This window comes from Marinimicrobium alkaliphilum (assembly GCF_003259155.1).
Classification (GTDB): Bacteria; Pseudomonadota; Gammaproteobacteria; order Pseudomonadales; family Cellvibrionaceae; genus Marinimicrobium_A; species Marinimicrobium_A alkaliphilum.
Window position 1 is genome coordinate 280,169 of sequence record NZ_QGMQ01000005.1, and the last position, 17,836, is coordinate 298,004.

Below are 17,836 nucleotides of genomic sequence, written 5' to 3' on the forward strand. Positions count from 1 at the left end.
CAATCTGTGATTGAATCGCGATTTTCGTGATGTGAATTTGCACGCCAGGCGCCCTGTTGCTATGTTAACGGCCCCCATACCCACTCTAGAGTAGGTTCTTATCTGTGTCTGGCATTGTCGATTTCTTTCGCCGGGGTAAGCGTCAGCAGGATGTGTTTACCGAGCTGCTGCGCCCTCACGTCGAACTCATGTACCGCATGGCCTATCGCTGGACCCAGTCGAGCAGCGATGCGGAAGACCTTGTCCAGGATATTCTTACGCGCCTGGCCACCCGGGTAGATGAGTTACAGCGCGTCGACATGTTGCGCCCCTGGCTGATCAAAATCCTCTACAACCGTTACGTCGACCTCTACCGCCGCCAACGCAATGGGCCTGTGGCCTATGAGCACGAGGTCTGGACGCCGGACGAGGATGCCCTCTCGTCGCCGGTGGCACGGGCCCAGGATCAGCGCGACCCGCTCGGGCAGATGGAGGATCAACGGGCTCTGCTCAAGGGCTTGGCCCAGCTCGACGAGGGCCAGCGCGACGTTGTGCTGTTGCACGACGTCGAGGGCTATACAGCGCTGGAGGTCGCGGATATTCTGGAGTTGAACGTGGGTACGGTGAAGTCCCGGCTGCATCGGGCCCGCGCCCACTTAAAAAAATTTTTAATGGCTGGAACCTTTTAGCCCTCTCGCTCGTGTCAGTGAGCAAGGAGACGAAACCATGAACTGTGTAGACGCTAAATCCCGGCTGGATACTGCCAGCGACCCGCAAGCGCTCGCCGCCGATCAGGCGCTGGTTGCGCACCTGCGGGACTGCGCAAACTGCCGGGACTATGCTGAGGAGCTGCGTTTGACGCGCTTATTGCGCGCCCTGCCAGCACCGCCGCCCAGTGAAGGTTTCGCCGACCGAGCCCTGGCACAAGCCTGGGATGCTGCACAGCCTCGAACAGAGCGCTCGTCGGCGCCCTACGCCTGGGGAGGATTGGCGGCCAGTGTACTTTTGGCCGCCGTACTCTTCACCCAGATTGGCGGCGACGGACCTCTGGCCCCCGAGGCTCCTCTGCCCGACATTCAAGTCGTGCAGATGGCACCCAACGAAGTCAGGCCTGTGAACGTGCGCTTGGTCAGCAAGGAGGCATTACCTGAAGCCACGATTACCATCCGTTTGGACCGTAATCTGGCGCTGGATGGCTATCCGGACACGGATACCCTGAGTTGGCAGACGGCATTGGCCGCCGGAACGAATGAACTGGCCCTGCCCCTGCACCTCCTGGGCGATGAGCGCGGCGAAGTCACGATTGAAATTCAATCGGGCAGCAGCCGGCGACACATGAAGCTCGCTGTTGAGCCTCGGGAGAACAACCTGGGTATTGAATCCGGATCGTCGATTGCTCTCTAACTGAACGACGAGGATCTGACCATGAATAAGACACTGATTGCATTGATTATGGGTACTGCTGCCACTTTCTCCACCTCCGTACTGGCGGCGTCAGTCAGCAGCGACATTAACGGCCAGGGTAGCGGTGATGTCGCCGCCGAAGCCCGCGATAGCCAAACCGAAGGCAGTGCCTCAGGGGCAGCGGGCAACCGCACCCAGGTGGATGTCGATCGCGCGGCGGTCGATGAAGCCCAGGGCCGCACAGAAAACTCCGCGGAGCAGATGGTTAACCTGGGCGGTGAAGCCGCCGGAGAAACCGAGCAGAGCGCTGAGTCAGTGGCGTCCAGCGCCGAGGCCGACGGCAGCGTCGATACCGAGCAGAGTAACGCCCTGATGGTGGAAACCGCCGACGGTGTGTCGCTTGACCTCAACAGCGACAACGCGGTCAACGCGGCGGCCTCGGTAGCCACCAGCCTGGAAGGCACCGGCGCAGAAGCCGAGCGCTTTGGCAGCGCGCTCAGCGGGTCAGCCTCCGCCGCGACCGAAGCGGTGCTGGAGAATACCGTTGAAACCGCGGAACTGCTCGAGGGTGCTGTGAGTGTCACCAGCGAGACCACCCTGGAACTGACCGGCGAACTGACCTCTACGCTGGTAGACGACAGCCGGGAAATGGTGCGCGATACCGTCGACAGTGCCCGTGAAAGTGCTGAAGAGGCCGCGGATCTCAGCGCCGACATTCAATCCACGATCAACGGCAGCGTCAACGGCAGTATCACCGGCGACCTGTTGTAATACTCACCACAGGGGCGCAGGAGCCTTCGGGCTCCCGCTCCCGGTTTTTTAGTTCAGGAGCACAATCATGAACGCCAAGTTACTGGTATCAGGTTTAGTGGTCGTCAGCTCGGTGTTGGCCGGGCCACTGGCGTGGGCCGAGGATGACGATCTGGATGTGATCATGACCATCGTCGACGAAGACGACAGCCCCGATGATGCCGTTCAGCGCATTGCCCTGCCGATGCCCAGCACCCGTGTTCAACCGCAGCGTGACAGCGTTGAGGCCGAGGAGCTGCAGCGTGTCCGGGCGGTCGTCACCCGTCTGTTGCAGGATACCGACTCCGAGCTCAGCCAGCTGATCAATGAAGCCATCGCTGCGGGCGAACTCGACCGGCTGCCGGACATCATCATCGACAGCCTGCCGGAAGATCTTATCAACGACCTGACCAGTGATGTCGACGACCTGACCGACGAGCTGATCGAGACCTTGCCGCTCAGCCGTTGACCCTTTGGGCCACCGCTAGAGAAGGGGAAACCCATGAAGCCTTACCTTATTGGCCTGCTGTTACTGTGTGCGGGCACCCAGGCTGTTGCCGAAAACTCGCCTTTTCGCCAGGGAACGGAGGCCTTCAGAGCCGGCGATTATGAAACCGCCCTGGGGTACTTCGAACACGCACAAGACGCCGGCAATGACTCGGCCAACCTGACCTACAACCTGGCCGTTACCCTTTACCGGCTGGAGCGCCTGGACGAGGCGCGCGACGCCTTTGAACAACTGACCGATGACGTGCGCTGGCGCGACCTCGCCCGCTATAACCTCGGCCTTATCGCCCAGGCGCAGGACGACCCGACGCAAGCGCAGAGCTATTTCCTTGCGGTCGCCCGGGAGACCTCGAACGAGCGCCTGCAGACCCTGGCGAGCGAGCGTCTGGAACAACTGATTGCGAAATCCCTTGCTGCACCCTCCGCGAAGGCGCAGGCCTCGCGTCAGGCACTCCTGTTCAGCGCCGGATTGGCCCACGACACCAACGCCGCTAACCTCGCCGATGAACTGTCTGCCCGCCGCTCCGGAGCCGGCGACAGCTACCTCAACGCCCTGCTCTACGGTCATCATTACGTCAGTGGTGAGCCCCGGGCGGGGACCCGGCTCTTTGCCCTGGCCTACGCCCGTGATTTCTTTGAGTATGACATTTTCGATACCGAGCTTGTTGGCGCCGGGTTTGTCCATGAGCGGCCTCTGGGGTCTTTGGCAACCGAATGGGGCGGCCGCATGACCCACGCCCGGGTCGATGGTGCGGCGCTGATCAACCAGTACACGGCATCCTTCAGCGCACACCGGCATCTCACCTCAAGCCGGCTGACCGGCTCGGCCCAGGCGAGCTACTTTGACGCCGGTGACGGTTACGCCCATCTGCAGGGCTGGCAGCAACAGCTGCAGCTGAGTTGGCGCCTGCGTCCGGGCAACTGGACCCTGACACCGAGCGTGCGCTGGCAAAACAACAGCCGCGCCGACCGGGAAACCGAGTCCGCCCGCCTGAGCTACTCCCCGACGGTGATCAGTGTCGGGCTCGACACGCGCTGGCGCCTCAACGACAGCTGGACCCTGCTCGGCGGCTACCAGTGGCGCGAGGCCACCTACAGTGGCGAAACCCGCTTGCGGGATCTGCGCGGCGTACTGCGGGACGAGCGTCGGCACAATACCCAGCAGCAGCTGTCATTGGGCGCACGCTATCGCCTCTCCGGTCGTTGGCACCTGGAAGGGGAGTACCAGTACACCCATGCCGATGACAATTTCGACCTGTACCGGTATGACAAGCAATTGATAGGCGTCAAATTGGAATACAGTTATGAGTAATTGACCCTCGCAGAGAGGTGGTCGAAGGGTTGATGATAGCGGGATCATTGATCGTGTAGCCCTTGGCCTTTGTCATTGGTGTGGCGCATAATCCCACATAGTGGTACACTGAAGACCTCTTCTTTTATTCGCTCTCGGCCAGAATTGACTAAGCTTGTGAGTGTGGCCATGCCGCACCGTTCAAGGGCTCCCGTGAATTTCAGTTCAATGTGTTGTCCCGCTATGGGAGGCCAATAGCCGAATGTACGTCCCGAAGAAACTGAAATCCGCCCCCGCCGCGTTTTGTGCGGTGCTGGCGTTGTCGTTGACGGTGGTATTCGGCCTTTGGCTGAGTGCCGAACAGCGCGCCTTGGCCGCGGCCGAACAGCGTTTTGATCGCAGCGCGAGTGAAGCCGTGTTTGCCATTGAGCAGCGCTTGCTGACCTACAAGCAAGCGCTGCAGTCACTCGTGGCGCTGGCCGACACCCCGGAAGCCATTGATCAGACGATCTGGTCAGGCTATGTGGAGCGCCGCGCGCTGGCGGATGACCTTCCGGGGTTTCGGGGTATCGGTCTCAGCCTGGAAGTGACACCCGATGCGCTGCCACGTCTTATCCAGCAACAGCAGGCCCGGGGGATGGAGGGGTTGCGGGTGTGGCCAATATATCCCCGTGAGCGCTATGTGCCGTTGGTGTATGTCGCACCAAAAACCGAGTCTAACCTGGCGTTCTTGGGGTACGACATGTACTCGGAGCCGACCCGTCGTCGGGCTATGGACTACGCAAGGGAGACTGGCCGCATAGGAATGACCAGCGCCATTCTGACCCGCGATGACGAAGGCCAGTATCACCCAACGATCTTTCTGTTTTTACCTTTGAGCGCGACCGACGCGGATGCCACCGAGATTCGAGGCTTTGTGTCCGGAAGTTTTCGGGTTGAAGGCCTGATGAAAGACGTTTTCCGCCAGCCCGGCCTGCGCCTGAACCGCCTGGAAATTTTTGACGCGGAAACGCCTCAGCGCCTGCGCCGAGTGTACGACAGCCAACACGACAACCCCGACATCGATCAGCACACCCCGGCGTTTAATACCGACATGTCGGTCAGCTTTGGTGGCCAGGACTGGCTGCTACGGTTTTCTTCGTTGCCCGCCTTTGAACAACGCATCGAGCCCAACTTGCCGAAATGGTTTTTGATCGCCGGTATACTTTTCAGTATTTCTCTGGCCAGCTTTATCGCCCTGCTCGCCAACAGCCGTGGACGCGCGCGCGTGCTTATGCGAATGAACCTCAGTCTTCAGCGCGAGAGTCACCGCCGCCAGCAGTTGACGGCCGAGCTGCGCCAGTTCTTCTCCATTTCCCCGGATATTCTCTGTACGCTCGCCCCGGATGGCACCTTTCGACAGGTGAATCCCGCCGCAGAGCACATCCTGCGCAAAGACACGGAAATGCTCGAAGGTACCTATTTTATCGAGAGCCTTCACCCTGACGACCGTGAAGCCTGCCAAGGGCGTCTGCAAAAGTTGCTCGACCGATCCTTGCCGCAAATCACCCTGGAAGCACGCAGTCTGACCGCCAACAACGAAGTCTGCTGGATCGAGTGGAGCTTTGTGGCGGTGGATTGGGAGACGGTATTCTATGGCTACGGCCGCGACATTACCGATCGTAAAATCATTGAACACGAGCTGCATCACAACGCCTTTCACGACAAGCTGACAGGGGTAAACAATCGCTCGGTGTTTATTGACCGCCTGGATCAATTGATCAAGCGCTCGCGTCGTCGCCGGGTTGACTACGCCATCATGGTCATGGATATCGACAATTTTAAAACCATCAATGACAGCTATGGTCACCTGGTCGGCGATGCGCTCTTGCAGGAGTTTGCCAAACGTATTGAGCGGCAATTGCGTCCGGAAGATACCCTGTCCCGCTTTGGTGGGGATGAGTTCATGTTGCTGATTGAAGATACATGCAACGAAGAGGATCTGCGCGGGTTGGCTCGGCGTATCCTGGCGGCTTTGCAAGAGCCGTTCGTGATTAAGAGCGTCCAACTGGTACTGGGGTCGAGTATTGGCATCGCCCTGGGGGGTGCGCACTACACCAACACGGATGACATCATTCGCCATGCGGATCTGGCACTCTACCGGGCCAAAGATCGGGGCAAGGGCTGCTATGTCATCTTCGACGAAAAAATGCAGTGCGAGCAGGTCAACCGTTCCGCGATTGAACAGGCGCTGCGGGAAACTTTACAGCGGCAGGGTATGGGTGCAGCCTATCAGCCCATCATTGAAGTCGCCCCCAACCGCATTGTCGGTTGTGAAGTGCTGGCACGTTGGCACCACGACGACCTGGGCGAAGTTGAGCCCGCCCAATTTATTTCCGTGGCTGAAAGCAGCGGTCTGATTGTGCAACTGGGGCGACAGATGCTTACCCGCGCCTGCCGGACACTGGCCAATCTGCGTGCCAGCAATCTGGTATCCAATGATTTCTATATGAGTGTCAATCTCTCCCCCAAAGAGTTCTTCCTGGTGGATCTCGTGGACTATATCCGCATTACTCTGGCGCAGTTCGGCCTGTCTGGTCGGCACCTGGCCATTGAGATTACTGAGGGTGTATTGATTGAGCGCGATGACGAAGCTGCCGCCGTGTTTAACGAGCTGCAGGCCATGGGAGTGCGGATTTATGTGGATGATTTTGGTACCGGGTACTCGTCCCTGAGTTATTTGCGGCGCCTGCCGATTGACGGTATCAAACTCGATCGCTCGTTTATCAACCAGACTGACACCATCGACAAAAACCAGAAAATCGTGCGCGCCATACTGGAGTTGGCGCGGGTGTTGAAACTGGAGTCTGTCGTGGAAGGTGTAGAAACAGACCAGCAGCGCGCTTTTGTGTTTGGCCTCGGCTTTGGTTACGCTCAGGGCTTCGGGATACACCGGCCCTTGAACAATACCGACCTGGTGACTCTGCTGCGTCGCGAGCAGAGTCCGTCAGAAGACACCGAGTAATCAGTCTTCGGTTTTGCTTTCGCCATGAGGTGGCTCGGCAAGCGCAGTGGCGGCCCCGTTTTCTGTCACAATACGGATGGGGAAAGGGTCAGTGACACTGCCCGTGTACAGTGAGCGGTGCGGGAAGGGAATTTCGATACCGGCTTCGTCAAAGGCATTCTTGACCGCTTCCTGCATCGTGTTGCGCAGATCCCGGAAATTCTCCCGTTTGGCCCAGACGGAGAATTGTATATCCAGCGACGAGTCACCGAAGCCCAAAAATAAGAACAGTGGCGCCGGTTCGTCCAGACACAGGGGATCCTTTTCGGCCACTGCCATCAACACCTCGCGCACCTTGGCAATATTCTCCCGGTAAGCCACGCCCACTTTCAGGTCAAAGCGCCGAATGGGGAAGCGGGTCAGATTGATCATTTCGGTTTTGATCAGGGTTTCGTTGGGAATACGCACAAACAGATTGTCGAAGGTGCGCAATTTCACCGAGAGCAGATCGACCGAAAGGACTTCGCCGGTGGTGTTGCCGATGGTGATGATGTCGCCCAGCTCAAAGGGCTTCTCGCCCACCAGGAACAGGCCGCTGATCAGGTTCGAGGCCGAGGTCTGGGACGCAAAACCGATTGCCACCGAGAGCACCCCCGCCGCCCCCAGAAGCACGCCGATGCTGAAACCCAACTGCTGCAGCGCGGACGTCAGGAACAGCAGAAGCACTATCCAATAGGTCAGGCGCCGAAAGAGGGTGCTGTGATGGGTGTTGAAGCGGCTCGACAACATCTTGAACACAAAGCGCGACACGATGCTTGCCAGCAGAAAACCCACCACCAACAGAATACCGGCGTGGACAAACTGCATAAACTGTTCGGAGGCGACAAATTCGGTAAACCAGGTCATGGGGTTGTCCTAGAGCGCGTGTTAATCGGAAAAAATACTGGTAAACGCCCGCACAAAACTGCCCCTGGGCATCTCCACCCGCGGCTCGGCAATACGGTGTTCGGGGCTGACGCCATCGGGTAACCGGCTGTCAATCTTGAGCCCCGCGAGGGCGTTGCCATCACTGTGCGCCAAGGTCACCGGGTCGCTCCAGAGGGTGCCATCGTCGAGCCCGTAAATGGCCAGATAAGGTACCGGGATACTCAGTTTTTCGATTGTCAGATTCTGCTCGCCTTCGTTGTGAATGGTGACCGGCGTCACCACCCGGTGGGGTCTGGGGGGGACGTCAGCCCGGCTGTTGCGGGCATGAGTGCGGGCCGCGTAACAGAGCTCACCCACCCGGGTGGAGGGCCCGAACCAGGTGTCGGACAGGCGCAACACGGGCGTCTCCTGGAGAATCGTGTCGGGCTCTACCAGATCAATTTCGACGGTCACCGGCGAGCTGATATAAAAGGTCACCTTCTCCCCCGGGGGGACGTGGACCGGTTGCATGGTCTTCACCACCAGCGGTCGATCCAGAGTGCGTGGGCGCAGAACGAACCCCTTGGGCGATTCGGTAAACACATAGCGGCTGAGGTTGAGCTCTTCGGGAATCTCCTGGACTTCTTCGCTGATCAGTTGGCTGTGGTCGGCCTCATCGCCCAGAGTTTGGGTGGCCAAAAGCCATTGACTGCTGAAGCGGTACAGATAAATCGACAAGGGGCCAATGGCGGTGTGCCAGCACTCGCCCCGGTCGAGCAGGCGCGGTTGCCACCAGGGTTTGAGGGGGGGGTTGGCGTCGGGGGTCACAGGTATCCTCGTTGAAATCGTGGGCCGGGGCAGTCCGTCCCCGTTACGCTAGCATTTTTTCTGCCGGGCGTCACCGCCATCGCCTGACTCGAGGGAGGAAGGGTCTTCGGCACGATAGATGACCGTGCGGTTCCGACCGGTGGTTTTGCCCTGATAGAGGGCGGCATCGGCTCTGGCCATCATGTCACGGACACTGAGTGTTTCCTGATCCGATAACACCTCAGTGATGCCCGCACTCAAGGTGTGATGGATGATCTGACCCTGAAAGTGGGTGGCGTTGTCTGCAAACTGTTCTCGAACCCGTTCCGCGATGTGTTCGGCGTCCGCCAGGGTATTGGCTCTCAGCAGCATGGCGAACTCCTCGCCCCCGTAGCGGATACAGACGTCATCGCTGCGGCTGTGTTGGCGCAGGAGCTTGGCCATTTCCTGCAGTACATTGTCGCCGGCTTCATGCCCGTAGGTATCGTTGACCTGTTTGAAGTAGTCCAGGTCGATCATGATCAGGAATACGGGTATGCCTTCCTGCGCAAAGCGCGTACGCATTGATTCGTAGTGTTTTTGGAGTAGCCGTCGATTACCCAGGCCGGTCAGCGGATCCTGATGGGCCAGGGCGATGGCATCGCGCCGGTCGGTTTCCAGGCTCATCAGGCGTTCGGTCATGGCGACAGTCAGGCACAGCGCTTCCAGCAGACTGCCGATTTGCAGATAGTTCAGCGATGCCATGCCCCAGGTAAACCACCCCAGGTAGGCACTGGTAATCGCAACGAGCAGACTGATGGAATAGATCAGCCAGGCAAAAAGATACCAGCGTGCGTACTGAAGGCCCCGTCGCCAGGCCATCCAGCTGATGGCCGGAATCGCGACCGCGAGCAGCGCCAACATACCGAACGCCAGGTGCAGCACGATGCCGTAGTTGCCAAGCAGACGCAGACCAATACCGGCAAGGGCGATGCACTGGAGGACGGTAAAGGCGCGATGGGTCCGGGGAAAATGGCGCTCGGTTTTCAGGAAAGATTTGGAAAACTGTAATCCGGCAATGGCGAATAACAGAAAAGCGATATGAAAGCCTTCATTGTGGAGTGCCACGCTGTTGGGCCACAGGTACTGGAAGCCAAACCCGTTCAGGAGTAGCCACAACATCCCTGTGCTGAACAAAAAGAGGGCGTAGTAGAGCGCACTGCTTTGTCGAAGCAGGCAGTAGACGATCAACGCAAGCAGGACAAGCAGCCCCAGAATGCCGTAGTAGGCGCCGTAAAACAGGTTTTCCTCGCGTACCCGCTGGTGAAAGGCGTCTTCGTCTGCAAGCATGAAATTCAAACTGATGGAGTCCGCTTGATCGAAGTAGACGTTCAGGTACACGTCGGTGTGGCCGCGAGCGGGTGTTGTGTGACGGTAGGTCAGATTGCGGTAATCGACAGGGCGTTGGTGAAAGGGTTGGCGGTCCGAGAGGTGCGTGTGAGAAAAGTCTGACTGATCGTTGTCGCGGGCATAAACCACCAGGTTGTCGATATAGCTGGTTTCGTTGTGAATAAACCACGTTCGGGGCTGGGTGCTGTCATTGACCAGCCGAGCTTTGATCCAGTAATGGCCGTCGCTGATGCCCTGGTTGATATCCCGCGGGCGCAGGGGAGCAAAATCCTGCCGGCGGACCTCATCAAAGGTCGCCGGCTCGGCCCGAGCGAGAAACTCGGCCGGCGCTCGCACGGGTGCTATCGACAAATCGGTGATATCAATGATGGGCCAATCACTGGCATACCCGGTTGCCGCCCAAACGGCCAATAAGGTCAGTAACCACCGATAGAATGGCTGCCTGCGCTTCGGAAACCCGTGCTTCGCCATGTCGTTGCCTTAGTGTCTCTTATTCGTCCGTGGACGGCATTGTTGCCGCTATTATGGCACATATATTTGCATTTTTTGGTTAAGAAAAGCCAACATTCCCGAGCGCCATGGCCGTTGATTGTGGCTTAGGGGTCTGGCGCCGACCCCCGAAGCAGGACAATCCGGCTGTAGTCATCGGGTAAAAAATGGCTGTTGACCACGGCGACCTGGCCATTGCTGTTCATACTCAGCTTGCGCGCCAGCTGGCCCTGCAGGCTGCCGTTGACACCGCCGCCAGCATCGTCACTGCCCGGTATGACGACCATGGGCGTCAGTCGCTCCCCGGCGTCAGGGGAAAACACAATGCCCAGGCCCCGGGGGCGATTGCCGGGGTCGGGTTGATGTTCCCAAAGAATTGCCAGCCTGTCCTCCGGGTCCAGTGCCAGAGAGGGCGCGCGTCCGGATTGGGTGCTGTCCTCGGGATTGCTGAGGCGACGGGGCGACTTTAGCACGTCGCCGTCGCCGTTCAACTGGGCGTAATGGATCTGGGCCGGGCCAAAGGGGCCATCGGGACTTTCGGCGTAGGCCAAGTGTAGTTGGCCGCGACTGTCCACGCCCAGGGCCGGGGTATCCGAGTGACCAGCGCTAGCGAGCAGCGTTCTGGGCGGGCCAAAGGTTTCACCCTGATTGCCGGAGCGCGCGAGGCGCAGGTCGGCACCAGGGTCCTCTCCCACAGCCCAGGCCAGATAGTAGGTGCCATCCGGGCCCTCCGCCAGGGCTGGCGCTCTGGCGGGGTACTGTTCAGACGCACTGACGGTGACCCTGGGCAAAAAGCGCTGCCCCTGATCGACCGAGCGGCGAAAGTAGAGACCGCCCTCGTAGGTGCTCCAGGCCGCCAGGAGGTCGCCGTTGGCGGCAACCCTGAGGTCCAGGCTACCGTTATCCCAGCGGTTTTCCGTCAGTCGGCCTTTGCCGGCTCCCTCGGGGGTGCGCGACAGGTTCAAAGGCTCGTCAAAGCTGCGGCCACCGTCGCGTGAGCGGGCAAAAAAGATGTCTCCGCCGTGAGAGCCGCCGGAAAACACGATTTCCTCCCACAGGACGTAGATGTGGTCGTCGTCGGTAAAGGCGACCCTGGGGAGCCAGGAGAACACGGAAGGGCTGCGGGAAATGCTCACCGGGTCGTCGAAGCGGGGTTGATTGTCGGCGTCATAGCGTTGCAGATACAGTGTCTGACGCTCGTTGTCGGCCCAGACGACGACCAGCTCGTTGTCGTCCAGCAGGGCTACCGTGGCGTCATCGAGATAGTGAAATTCAGAGTCGTTCATTCGCCATGGGCCCGTGCTTGCCGGACCCTCCGCGACCCGCGTTGGGGCCTGCCAGCGGCTGTCGGTGGACGCGCGTGCGGGCTCCTCGGATGCCTGATTGCCGCAGGCGGCGAGGACAAGGATCGAACATACGATCAGTGACGGGATGCTTCTCATGGCGCTCTCCTCTGTTGGGTCAGGGCTGCCACTGCGGGGTTGATCATTTCACCGAAGCGTTGATGCTTCCTGTTAAGCTAGCAGCTTTTCCGTCAGGAGCCAGTGTCTGTCCCATGCGAGGATATAGCCGCCGTTACCCGCCCGCGTCCCGGGACCCTCAGGTGCCCCGCCTTAACCTGAGAGAAGTCGTGGGTTACCTCTGGCCCTACCTGTGGGAGTTCAAGGGCCGGGTGATGCTCGCACTGCTGGCACTCCTGGCCGCTAAGGGCGCCGCCCTGACCATGCCCTGGGCACTCAAACACATCGTCGACGGTGTGGATCGGAGTCTGCAGCCGGAGGTGGTTTTGCCGGTGGCCTTTCTGTTGTTCTACGGGTTGTTGCGCTTTGGTGGGGTGTTTTTCGGCGAGCTGCGCGACGCCATCTTCAGTCGCGTGACCGAACACGCCATGCGCCGCATCGGGCTGCGGGTGTTCAAACACCTGCACAATCTGGAGCTGGGCTTTCACCTCAACCGCCAGACCGGCGGCGTCAGCCGGGACATTGAGCGCGGCACCAGCGGCATCAGCTTCCTGATGCGCTTTCTGATGTTCAATATCGTCCCGACCCTGTTCGAGATCGCCATGGTTGCGGCGATTTTTGCCTATGCCTTCTCCCCTTGGTATTCCCTGATCGTGCTGGTCGCCGTGGTGGTGTATATCCTGTTTACCGTCATCACCACGGAATGGCGCAACCGCTTTGTGCGCGCCGCCAATCAGGCGGACTCCTCCACCAACACCCGGGCGGTGGACAGCCTGCTCAACTATGAGACGGTCAAATACTTCAACAACGAGCGTTTTGAGGCCAGGACCTACGACGACTTTCTGGCTCATTGGGAACAGGCCAAACTCAAAAACCGGATGTCACTGCTGGCGCTCAACTCCGGTCAGGCGCTGATCATCGCCCTGGCCATCACCGCCCTGATGTTTATGGCCACCGCCAGTGTGGTTGAGCGGGAGCTGACCATCGGTGACCTGGTGATGCTCAACGCCTACATGATTCAGCTGTTTATTCCGCTCAACTTTCTCGGGTTCGTGTATCGGGAAATCCGCCGGGCGCTGACCGATCTGGAGAATATGCTCGGCCTGTTGCGTCGCCAACCCGCCATCGCTGACGCTCCGGATGCCCGGGCGTTGGTGGTCAGCCGCGGCGCCATCCGTTTTGATCGGGTCCACTTTGGCTATCACTCCGAGCGCCCCATCCTCAAAGGTCTGACCTTGAGTATCGAGCCGGGAGAGCGGGTCGCCATTGTCGGCGCTTCCGGTGCCGGTAAAAGCACCCTCGCCCGCCTGCTTTATCGGTTTTACGATGTGGATGGCGGCAGCATCCGTATCGACGATCAGGATATCCGCACCGTCACCCAGGACAGCCTGCGCCGGGCCATTGCGGTGGTGCCCCAGGACACGGTGCTGTTCAACACCAGCATTCGCGAGAACATCGCCTACGGCAACCCGGCGGCCGACGACGCCGCCATCGAGCGGGCCATCCGCATGGCGAATCTGGACGCCTTTATCGCCAGCCTGCCCGAGGGCGACCAGACCCTGGTGGGCGAGCGCGGCCTGAAAGTCTCGGGTGGCGAAAAGCAGCGCATCGCCATCGCCCGGGTGCTGCTCAAAGGCGCACCCATACTGGTGTTTGACGAAGCCACCTCGGCCCTGGATTCCAACGCCGAAAGCGCCATCGTCGACGCCATGCGCGAAGTCTCCACCGGTCACACCAGCCTGGTGATCGCCCACCGGCTCTCCACCATCGTCGACGCGGATCGGATCCTGGTGCTCGACGACGGACAACTGGTCGAGCAAGGCAGCCATCAGCAGCTGTTGGCTCAGGGCGGGCGCTACGCCCGGCTCTGGGCGTTGCAGCAGAGCCGGCGCTCTGAGTAAACGGAAAGGTCGGTGTCATTTGCACTGATAAATATGATTTTACAGATAATTTATCCTGTGGTAATTTCAGACCTCCGATAATAACGATGGGCCACTCACGCCCAACCCTGGAGGAGCAGATGCGGATACGCAGGCTTTCGATTCTACCGTTGGTCATTTTTCTGGCCTCTCTATTGGCGGCGGGCTGCGGCAGTAGCAGTTCCACCCCGGTGACACCACCGGTATCGGACGATGGCCAGTCCTCTTCCAGCTCCAGCTCGAGCGCGCCCACGGAGCCGCCTGTGGCGTCAATTTTCCCGGACTACAACAGCGACCCCCTGCCCCCGGACGACGCCGGGATGACGGCGACCGCCAGTGACCTGGCCGCCGGTATGGGTCTGGGCTGGAATATCGGCAACACCCTGGAAGCCATTGGCGGTGAGACCGCCTGGGGCAACCCTGAGGTGACGCCTGAGCTGATCGCGCTGGTCAAGGAGGCGGGCTTTAACGCTATCCGGATTCCGGTCGCCTGGCACCAGTACGCCGATGAGGCCACGGCGGAAATCGATGCCGATTGGCTCAACCGGGTGCGGGATGTGGTGCAGATGGTGGTTGATGAAGACCTCTACGCCGTGGTCAATATCCACTGGGACGGTGGCTGGCTGGAAAACAATATCGGCGCCGAGGTGGACGATGAAATCAATGATCGCCAGCGCGCCTATTGGGAGCAGATCGCCACCCACTTGCGGGATTTCGATGCCAAGGTGATCTTCGCCGGCACCAATGAGCCCAATGTGGAAAACGCCGACCAGATGGACACGCTGATGGTCTATCTCCAGACGTTCATCGACGCGGTGCGCGCCACCGGAGGCCGCAACGCCTACCGGACCCTGGTGGTGCAGGGGCCGCTTACCGATATTGAACTCACCAGCGAGCTGTGGACCCGCATGCCGGAAGACAGCGTGCCCGACCGCTTGATGATGGAGGTCCACTTTTATACCCCCTATAACTTCGCCCTGATGCCCGAAGACCAGAGCTGGGGCAACCGCTTTTTCTATTGGGGCGAAGGCAATCGCTCGTCCACCGACACCGACCACAACCCGACCTGGGGCGAAGAGGCCCATATCGATGACCTGATGGCATTGATGCGCCACCAGTTTGTGGATCAGGGCATTCCGGTGCTGCTGGGTGAATACTCCGCCGTACGGCGCACTCACCTTGAAGGCGAAGCCCTGGAGCTGCACAACGCCTCCCGCGCCTACTACCATCGCTACGTCACCGAGCAGGCTTTCGCCAACGGCCTGCTGCCTTTCTACTGGGATAACGGCGGCCTGGGCAATAACGCCTTCGGCCTGTTCGACCGGAACAACCTTACACTCCATGACGAGCAGGTCATGGACGCATTACTCGAGGCGCTAGCCGCGTCAAAGGGTGAGGACTGAGTGCAAGTCGAGGTCGGGTATCCCCTTTTGGGACACGCCGTAAACCCATCCCTGGGGGCTCGACTGCCGCCATCCAGGCGGCAGACGGTCCCAAAAGGGGATACCCGACCTCGACGCTCCAATGTAGGGGCTGTTTAGAGTGGTGAGAGCTTGGCGTACTGCAACACCAGCCACTTGCTGCCTTCGTTCTCAAACTTGACCTGCACCCGGGTCGCGGCGCCGTTGCCTTCAAAGTGCAGAATCACGCCCTCGCCGAACAACCCGTGACTGACCCGCTGGCCCAGATAAAAGCCGGTGTCCTCCCCCGAGTCGCTCAGGCGCTCGCGCGGGGCTTCCCGCTGGAAGCTGATCGGGCGGCTGATCTGGGATTTGACCCGCACTTCCTGCAGATACTTCTCCGGGATTTCCTTCACAAAGCGCGATAGGGCATTGAAGGTTTCGTTGCCGTACAGGCGCCGGGTTTCGGCGTAGGTGAGCGTCAGCTGCTCCATGGCGCGGGTCAGGCCCACGTAGCACAGGCGACGCTCCTCTTCGAGCCGATCCGGGTCTTCCATGGACATGCGGTGGGGGAACAGGTTTTCTTCCATACCCGCCATAAACACCCGGGGGAACTCCAGGCCCTTGGCGGAGTGCAGGGTCATCAGCTGCACAGCGTCTTCAAATTCGTCCGCCTGATTTTCGCCGGCATCCAGCGCGGCGGTATCCAGGAACTGCTGCAGCAGGTCGGTTTCCAGCGCCTCGTCGGCGTCGAAGGCGCCACAGGCGTTGACCAGCTCGCGTAGGTTCTCTGCCCGGGCCAGACCCTTTTCGCCTTTTTCGCTTTCGTGAAAGCGCAACAGCCCGGTGCCTTCCAGCACCCGGTCGGCCAGGTAATCCAGGCCCTGCTCCTCGACGTTGACGCGCTCGTCGGCCAGGGCTTCCACCAATTCGATAAAACCCTTCAGGGCATTGCCGGCGCGCGCGCTCATGGCCTTGTTGAGCAACATCTGGTGCGCCGCGCGCCAGAGCGAGCAGCCCTGCTCCCGGGCGAACAGGCGGATCTCGTCCACGGTTTTGCCACCGATGCCCCGGGTGGGGGTGTTGATGACCCGCTCGAAGGCGGCGTCGTCGTCCGGGTTGGCGATCAGGCGCAGATAGCCCAGGGCATTGCGAATCTCCAGGCGGTCGTAGAAGCGCTGGCCGCCGTAGATGCGGTAGGCGATGGCCTCGCGCAGGAGCGCCTCTTCCAGCACCCGGGACTGGGCGTTGGAACGGTACAGGATCGCGCAACTGCTGTAGCTGTTGCCCTGTTTGACCCAGTCCTCGATGCGCTCGACGATAAAGCGCGCTTCGTCCTGCTCGTTAAAGGCCGCGTACAGGCTGATGGGTTCGCCCTCGACACCGTCGGTCCACAGCTCCTTGCCCATGCGCCCAAAGTTGTTGGCGATCACGGCATTGGCGGCATTCAGGATGGTACTGGTGGAACGGTAGTTCTGCTCCAGGCGAATGGTCTGCACATTTGCGAACTCGTCGGTAAAGCGGCGGATATTCTCGATGCGTGCGCCGCGCCAGCCGTAAATGGACTGGTCGTCGTCCCCGACTGCGGTGACATAGCAGCGCTCCCCCGCCAGCACCCGCAGCCAGGCGTACTGCACGGCGTTGGTGTCCTGAAATTCGTCCACCAGAATAAAGGGGAAGCGCTCCCGGTAGTGCTCCAGGATGTGCGGCTTGTGCAGCCACAGCTCGTGGGCGCGCAGCAACAGCTCGGCAAAATCCACCAGCCCGCCGCGCTGGCAGTCTTCCTCGTAGGCCCTGTAGACCCGGATCATGGTTTTGATAAACAGGTCGCCGGTTTCCTGAATATGGTCCGGGCGCAGACCCTCGTCCTTCTGGCCGTTGATAAACCACTGGGCCTGTTTGACCGGCCAGCGGGTCTCGTCGATCTGCAGGTTCTGGTACACCCGCTTGACCAGCCGCAACTGGTCGTCCGAGTCCAGAATCTGGAAGTTCTGGGGCAGATTGGCGTCCTGCCAGTGGGCCTTGAGCAGGCGATGGGCCAGGCCGTGGAAGGTGCCCACCCACAGGCTGCGGGTATTCAGGGGGCGGCCCAGTTCGCGGAACAGCTCATCCAGGCGCCCGCGCATCTCGCGTGCGGCCTTGTTGGTAAAGGTCACCGCCATGATCGAATGGGGTGACACCCCCTGCTCCTGAATCAGCCAGGCGATCCGGTGCACCAGCACCCGGGTCTTGCCGCTGCCCGCCCCGGCCAGAATCAGCTGGTTGCCCGCCGGGGCGGCCACCGCCTGGTGCTGGGCGTCGTTCAGGGAGTCGAGCAGGGGCGAAGCGTCCATGGAGTAAAGCTCTCGGTATTGATGAATTCAGGGAGGCGCAGTTTACCGGGTTTGGGCACGGATTTCAGGCGTGTCCGTCACAAAATAACTGGTTAAACGTACAGTTTTGTGGGAGGGGTGTCAAACCCCCTCGTTTCTGACCAGACCGGTTAACGCCGGCGGCATTTTTTGCTAGGCTGC

13 protein-coding genes are annotated in these 17,836 nt (G+C 60.2%); 8 read left to right on the top strand and 5 right to left on the bottom strand.

Annotated elements, in window-relative coordinates:
* Positions 1-104: 104 nt before the first annotated feature.
* From DKW72_RS10345 to DKW72_RS10370, 6 genes are all read left to right on the top strand, one after another.
* Positions 105-668, top strand: coding sequence for an RNA polymerase sigma factor (locus DKW72_RS10345; RefSeq protein ID WP_111642276.1), 564 nt, complete (start codon positions 105-107; stop codon positions 666-668).
* A gap of 37 nt (positions 669-705) precedes the next feature.
* Positions 706-1,383, top strand: a complete 678-nt coding sequence (locus DKW72_RS10350) for a hypothetical protein (protein ID WP_111642277.1) — start codon at positions 706-708, stop codon at positions 1,381-1,383.
* 21 nt (positions 1,384-1,404) lie between these two features.
* Positions 1,405-2,154 (top strand): hypothetical protein, encoded by a 750-nt coding sequence (locus DKW72_RS10355; protein ID WP_111642278.1) that lies wholly within the window; start codon positions 1,405-1,407, stop codon positions 2,152-2,154.
* A gap of 67 nt (positions 2,155-2,221) precedes the next feature.
* Positions 2,222-2,641, top strand: a complete 420-nt coding sequence (locus tag DKW72_RS10360; RefSeq protein WP_111642279.1) for a hypothetical protein — start codon at positions 2,222-2,224, stop codon at positions 2,639-2,641.
* 33 nt (positions 2,642-2,674) lie between these two features.
* Positions 2,675-3,991, top strand: coding sequence for an outer membrane beta-barrel protein (locus DKW72_RS10365; RefSeq protein ID WP_111642280.1), 1,317 nt, complete (start codon positions 2,675-2,677; stop codon positions 3,989-3,991).
* Between the two features lie 241 nt (positions 3,992-4,232).
* Positions 4,233-6,974, top strand: coding sequence for a bifunctional diguanylate cyclase/phosphodiesterase (locus DKW72_RS10370; RefSeq protein WP_111642281.1), 2,742 nt, complete (start codon positions 4,233-4,235; stop codon positions 6,972-6,974).
* Here DKW72_RS10370 and DKW72_RS10375 read toward each other — a convergent pair whose 3' ends face one another.
* The 4 genes from DKW72_RS10375 to DKW72_RS10390 all read right to left on the bottom strand — a co-directional run bounded on the left by DKW72_RS10375 (position 6,975) and on the right by DKW72_RS10390 (position 11,986).
* Positions 6,975-7,859 (bottom strand): mechanosensitive ion channel family protein, encoded by an 885-nt coding sequence (locus tag DKW72_RS10375; RefSeq protein WP_111642282.1) that lies wholly within the window; start codon positions 7,857-7,859, stop codon positions 6,975-6,977.
* Between the two features lie 21 nt (positions 7,860-7,880).
* A complete protein-coding gene (locus DKW72_RS10380) occupies positions 7,881-8,687 on the bottom strand; it encodes a DUF432 domain-containing protein (RefSeq protein WP_111642283.1) in 807 nt (268 codons plus the stop codon).
* A gap of 48 nt (positions 8,688-8,735) precedes the next feature.
* Positions 8,736-10,526 carry a diguanylate cyclase gene (locus tag DKW72_RS10385; protein ID WP_111642284.1) on the bottom strand — a complete coding sequence of 597 codons (1,791 nt, stop codon included), beginning with the start codon at positions 10,524-10,526 and terminating at the stop codon, positions 8,736-8,738.
* Between the two features lie 125 nt (positions 10,527-10,651).
* Positions 10,652-11,986: a sialidase family protein gene (locus DKW72_RS10390; RefSeq protein WP_157960459.1), complete on the bottom strand. Its 1,335-nt coding sequence runs from the start codon at positions 11,984-11,986 to the stop codon at positions 10,652-10,654.
* A 113-nt stretch (positions 11,987-12,099) separates the two neighbouring features.
* Between DKW72_RS10390 and DKW72_RS10395 the strand changes: the two genes are divergently transcribed.
* A complete protein-coding gene (locus tag DKW72_RS10395) occupies positions 12,100-13,905 on the top strand; it encodes an ABCB family ABC transporter ATP-binding protein/permease (protein ID WP_111642286.1) in 1,806 nt (601 codons plus the stop codon).
* A 119-nt stretch (positions 13,906-14,024) separates the two neighbouring features.
* Positions 14,025-15,326: a glycoside hydrolase family 5 protein gene (locus tag DKW72_RS10400; RefSeq protein WP_111642287.1), complete on the top strand. Its 1,302-nt coding sequence runs from the start codon at positions 14,025-14,027 to the stop codon at positions 15,324-15,326.
* A gap of 134 nt (positions 15,327-15,460) precedes the next feature.
* Here DKW72_RS10400 and uvrD read toward each other — a convergent pair whose 3' ends face one another.
* Complete coding sequence (uvrD, locus tag DKW72_RS10405; protein WP_111642288.1) at positions 15,461-17,656, bottom strand: DNA helicase II; 2,196 nt, start codon at positions 17,654-17,656, stop codon at positions 15,461-15,463.
* Positions 17,657-17,836: the final 180 nt, after the last annotated feature.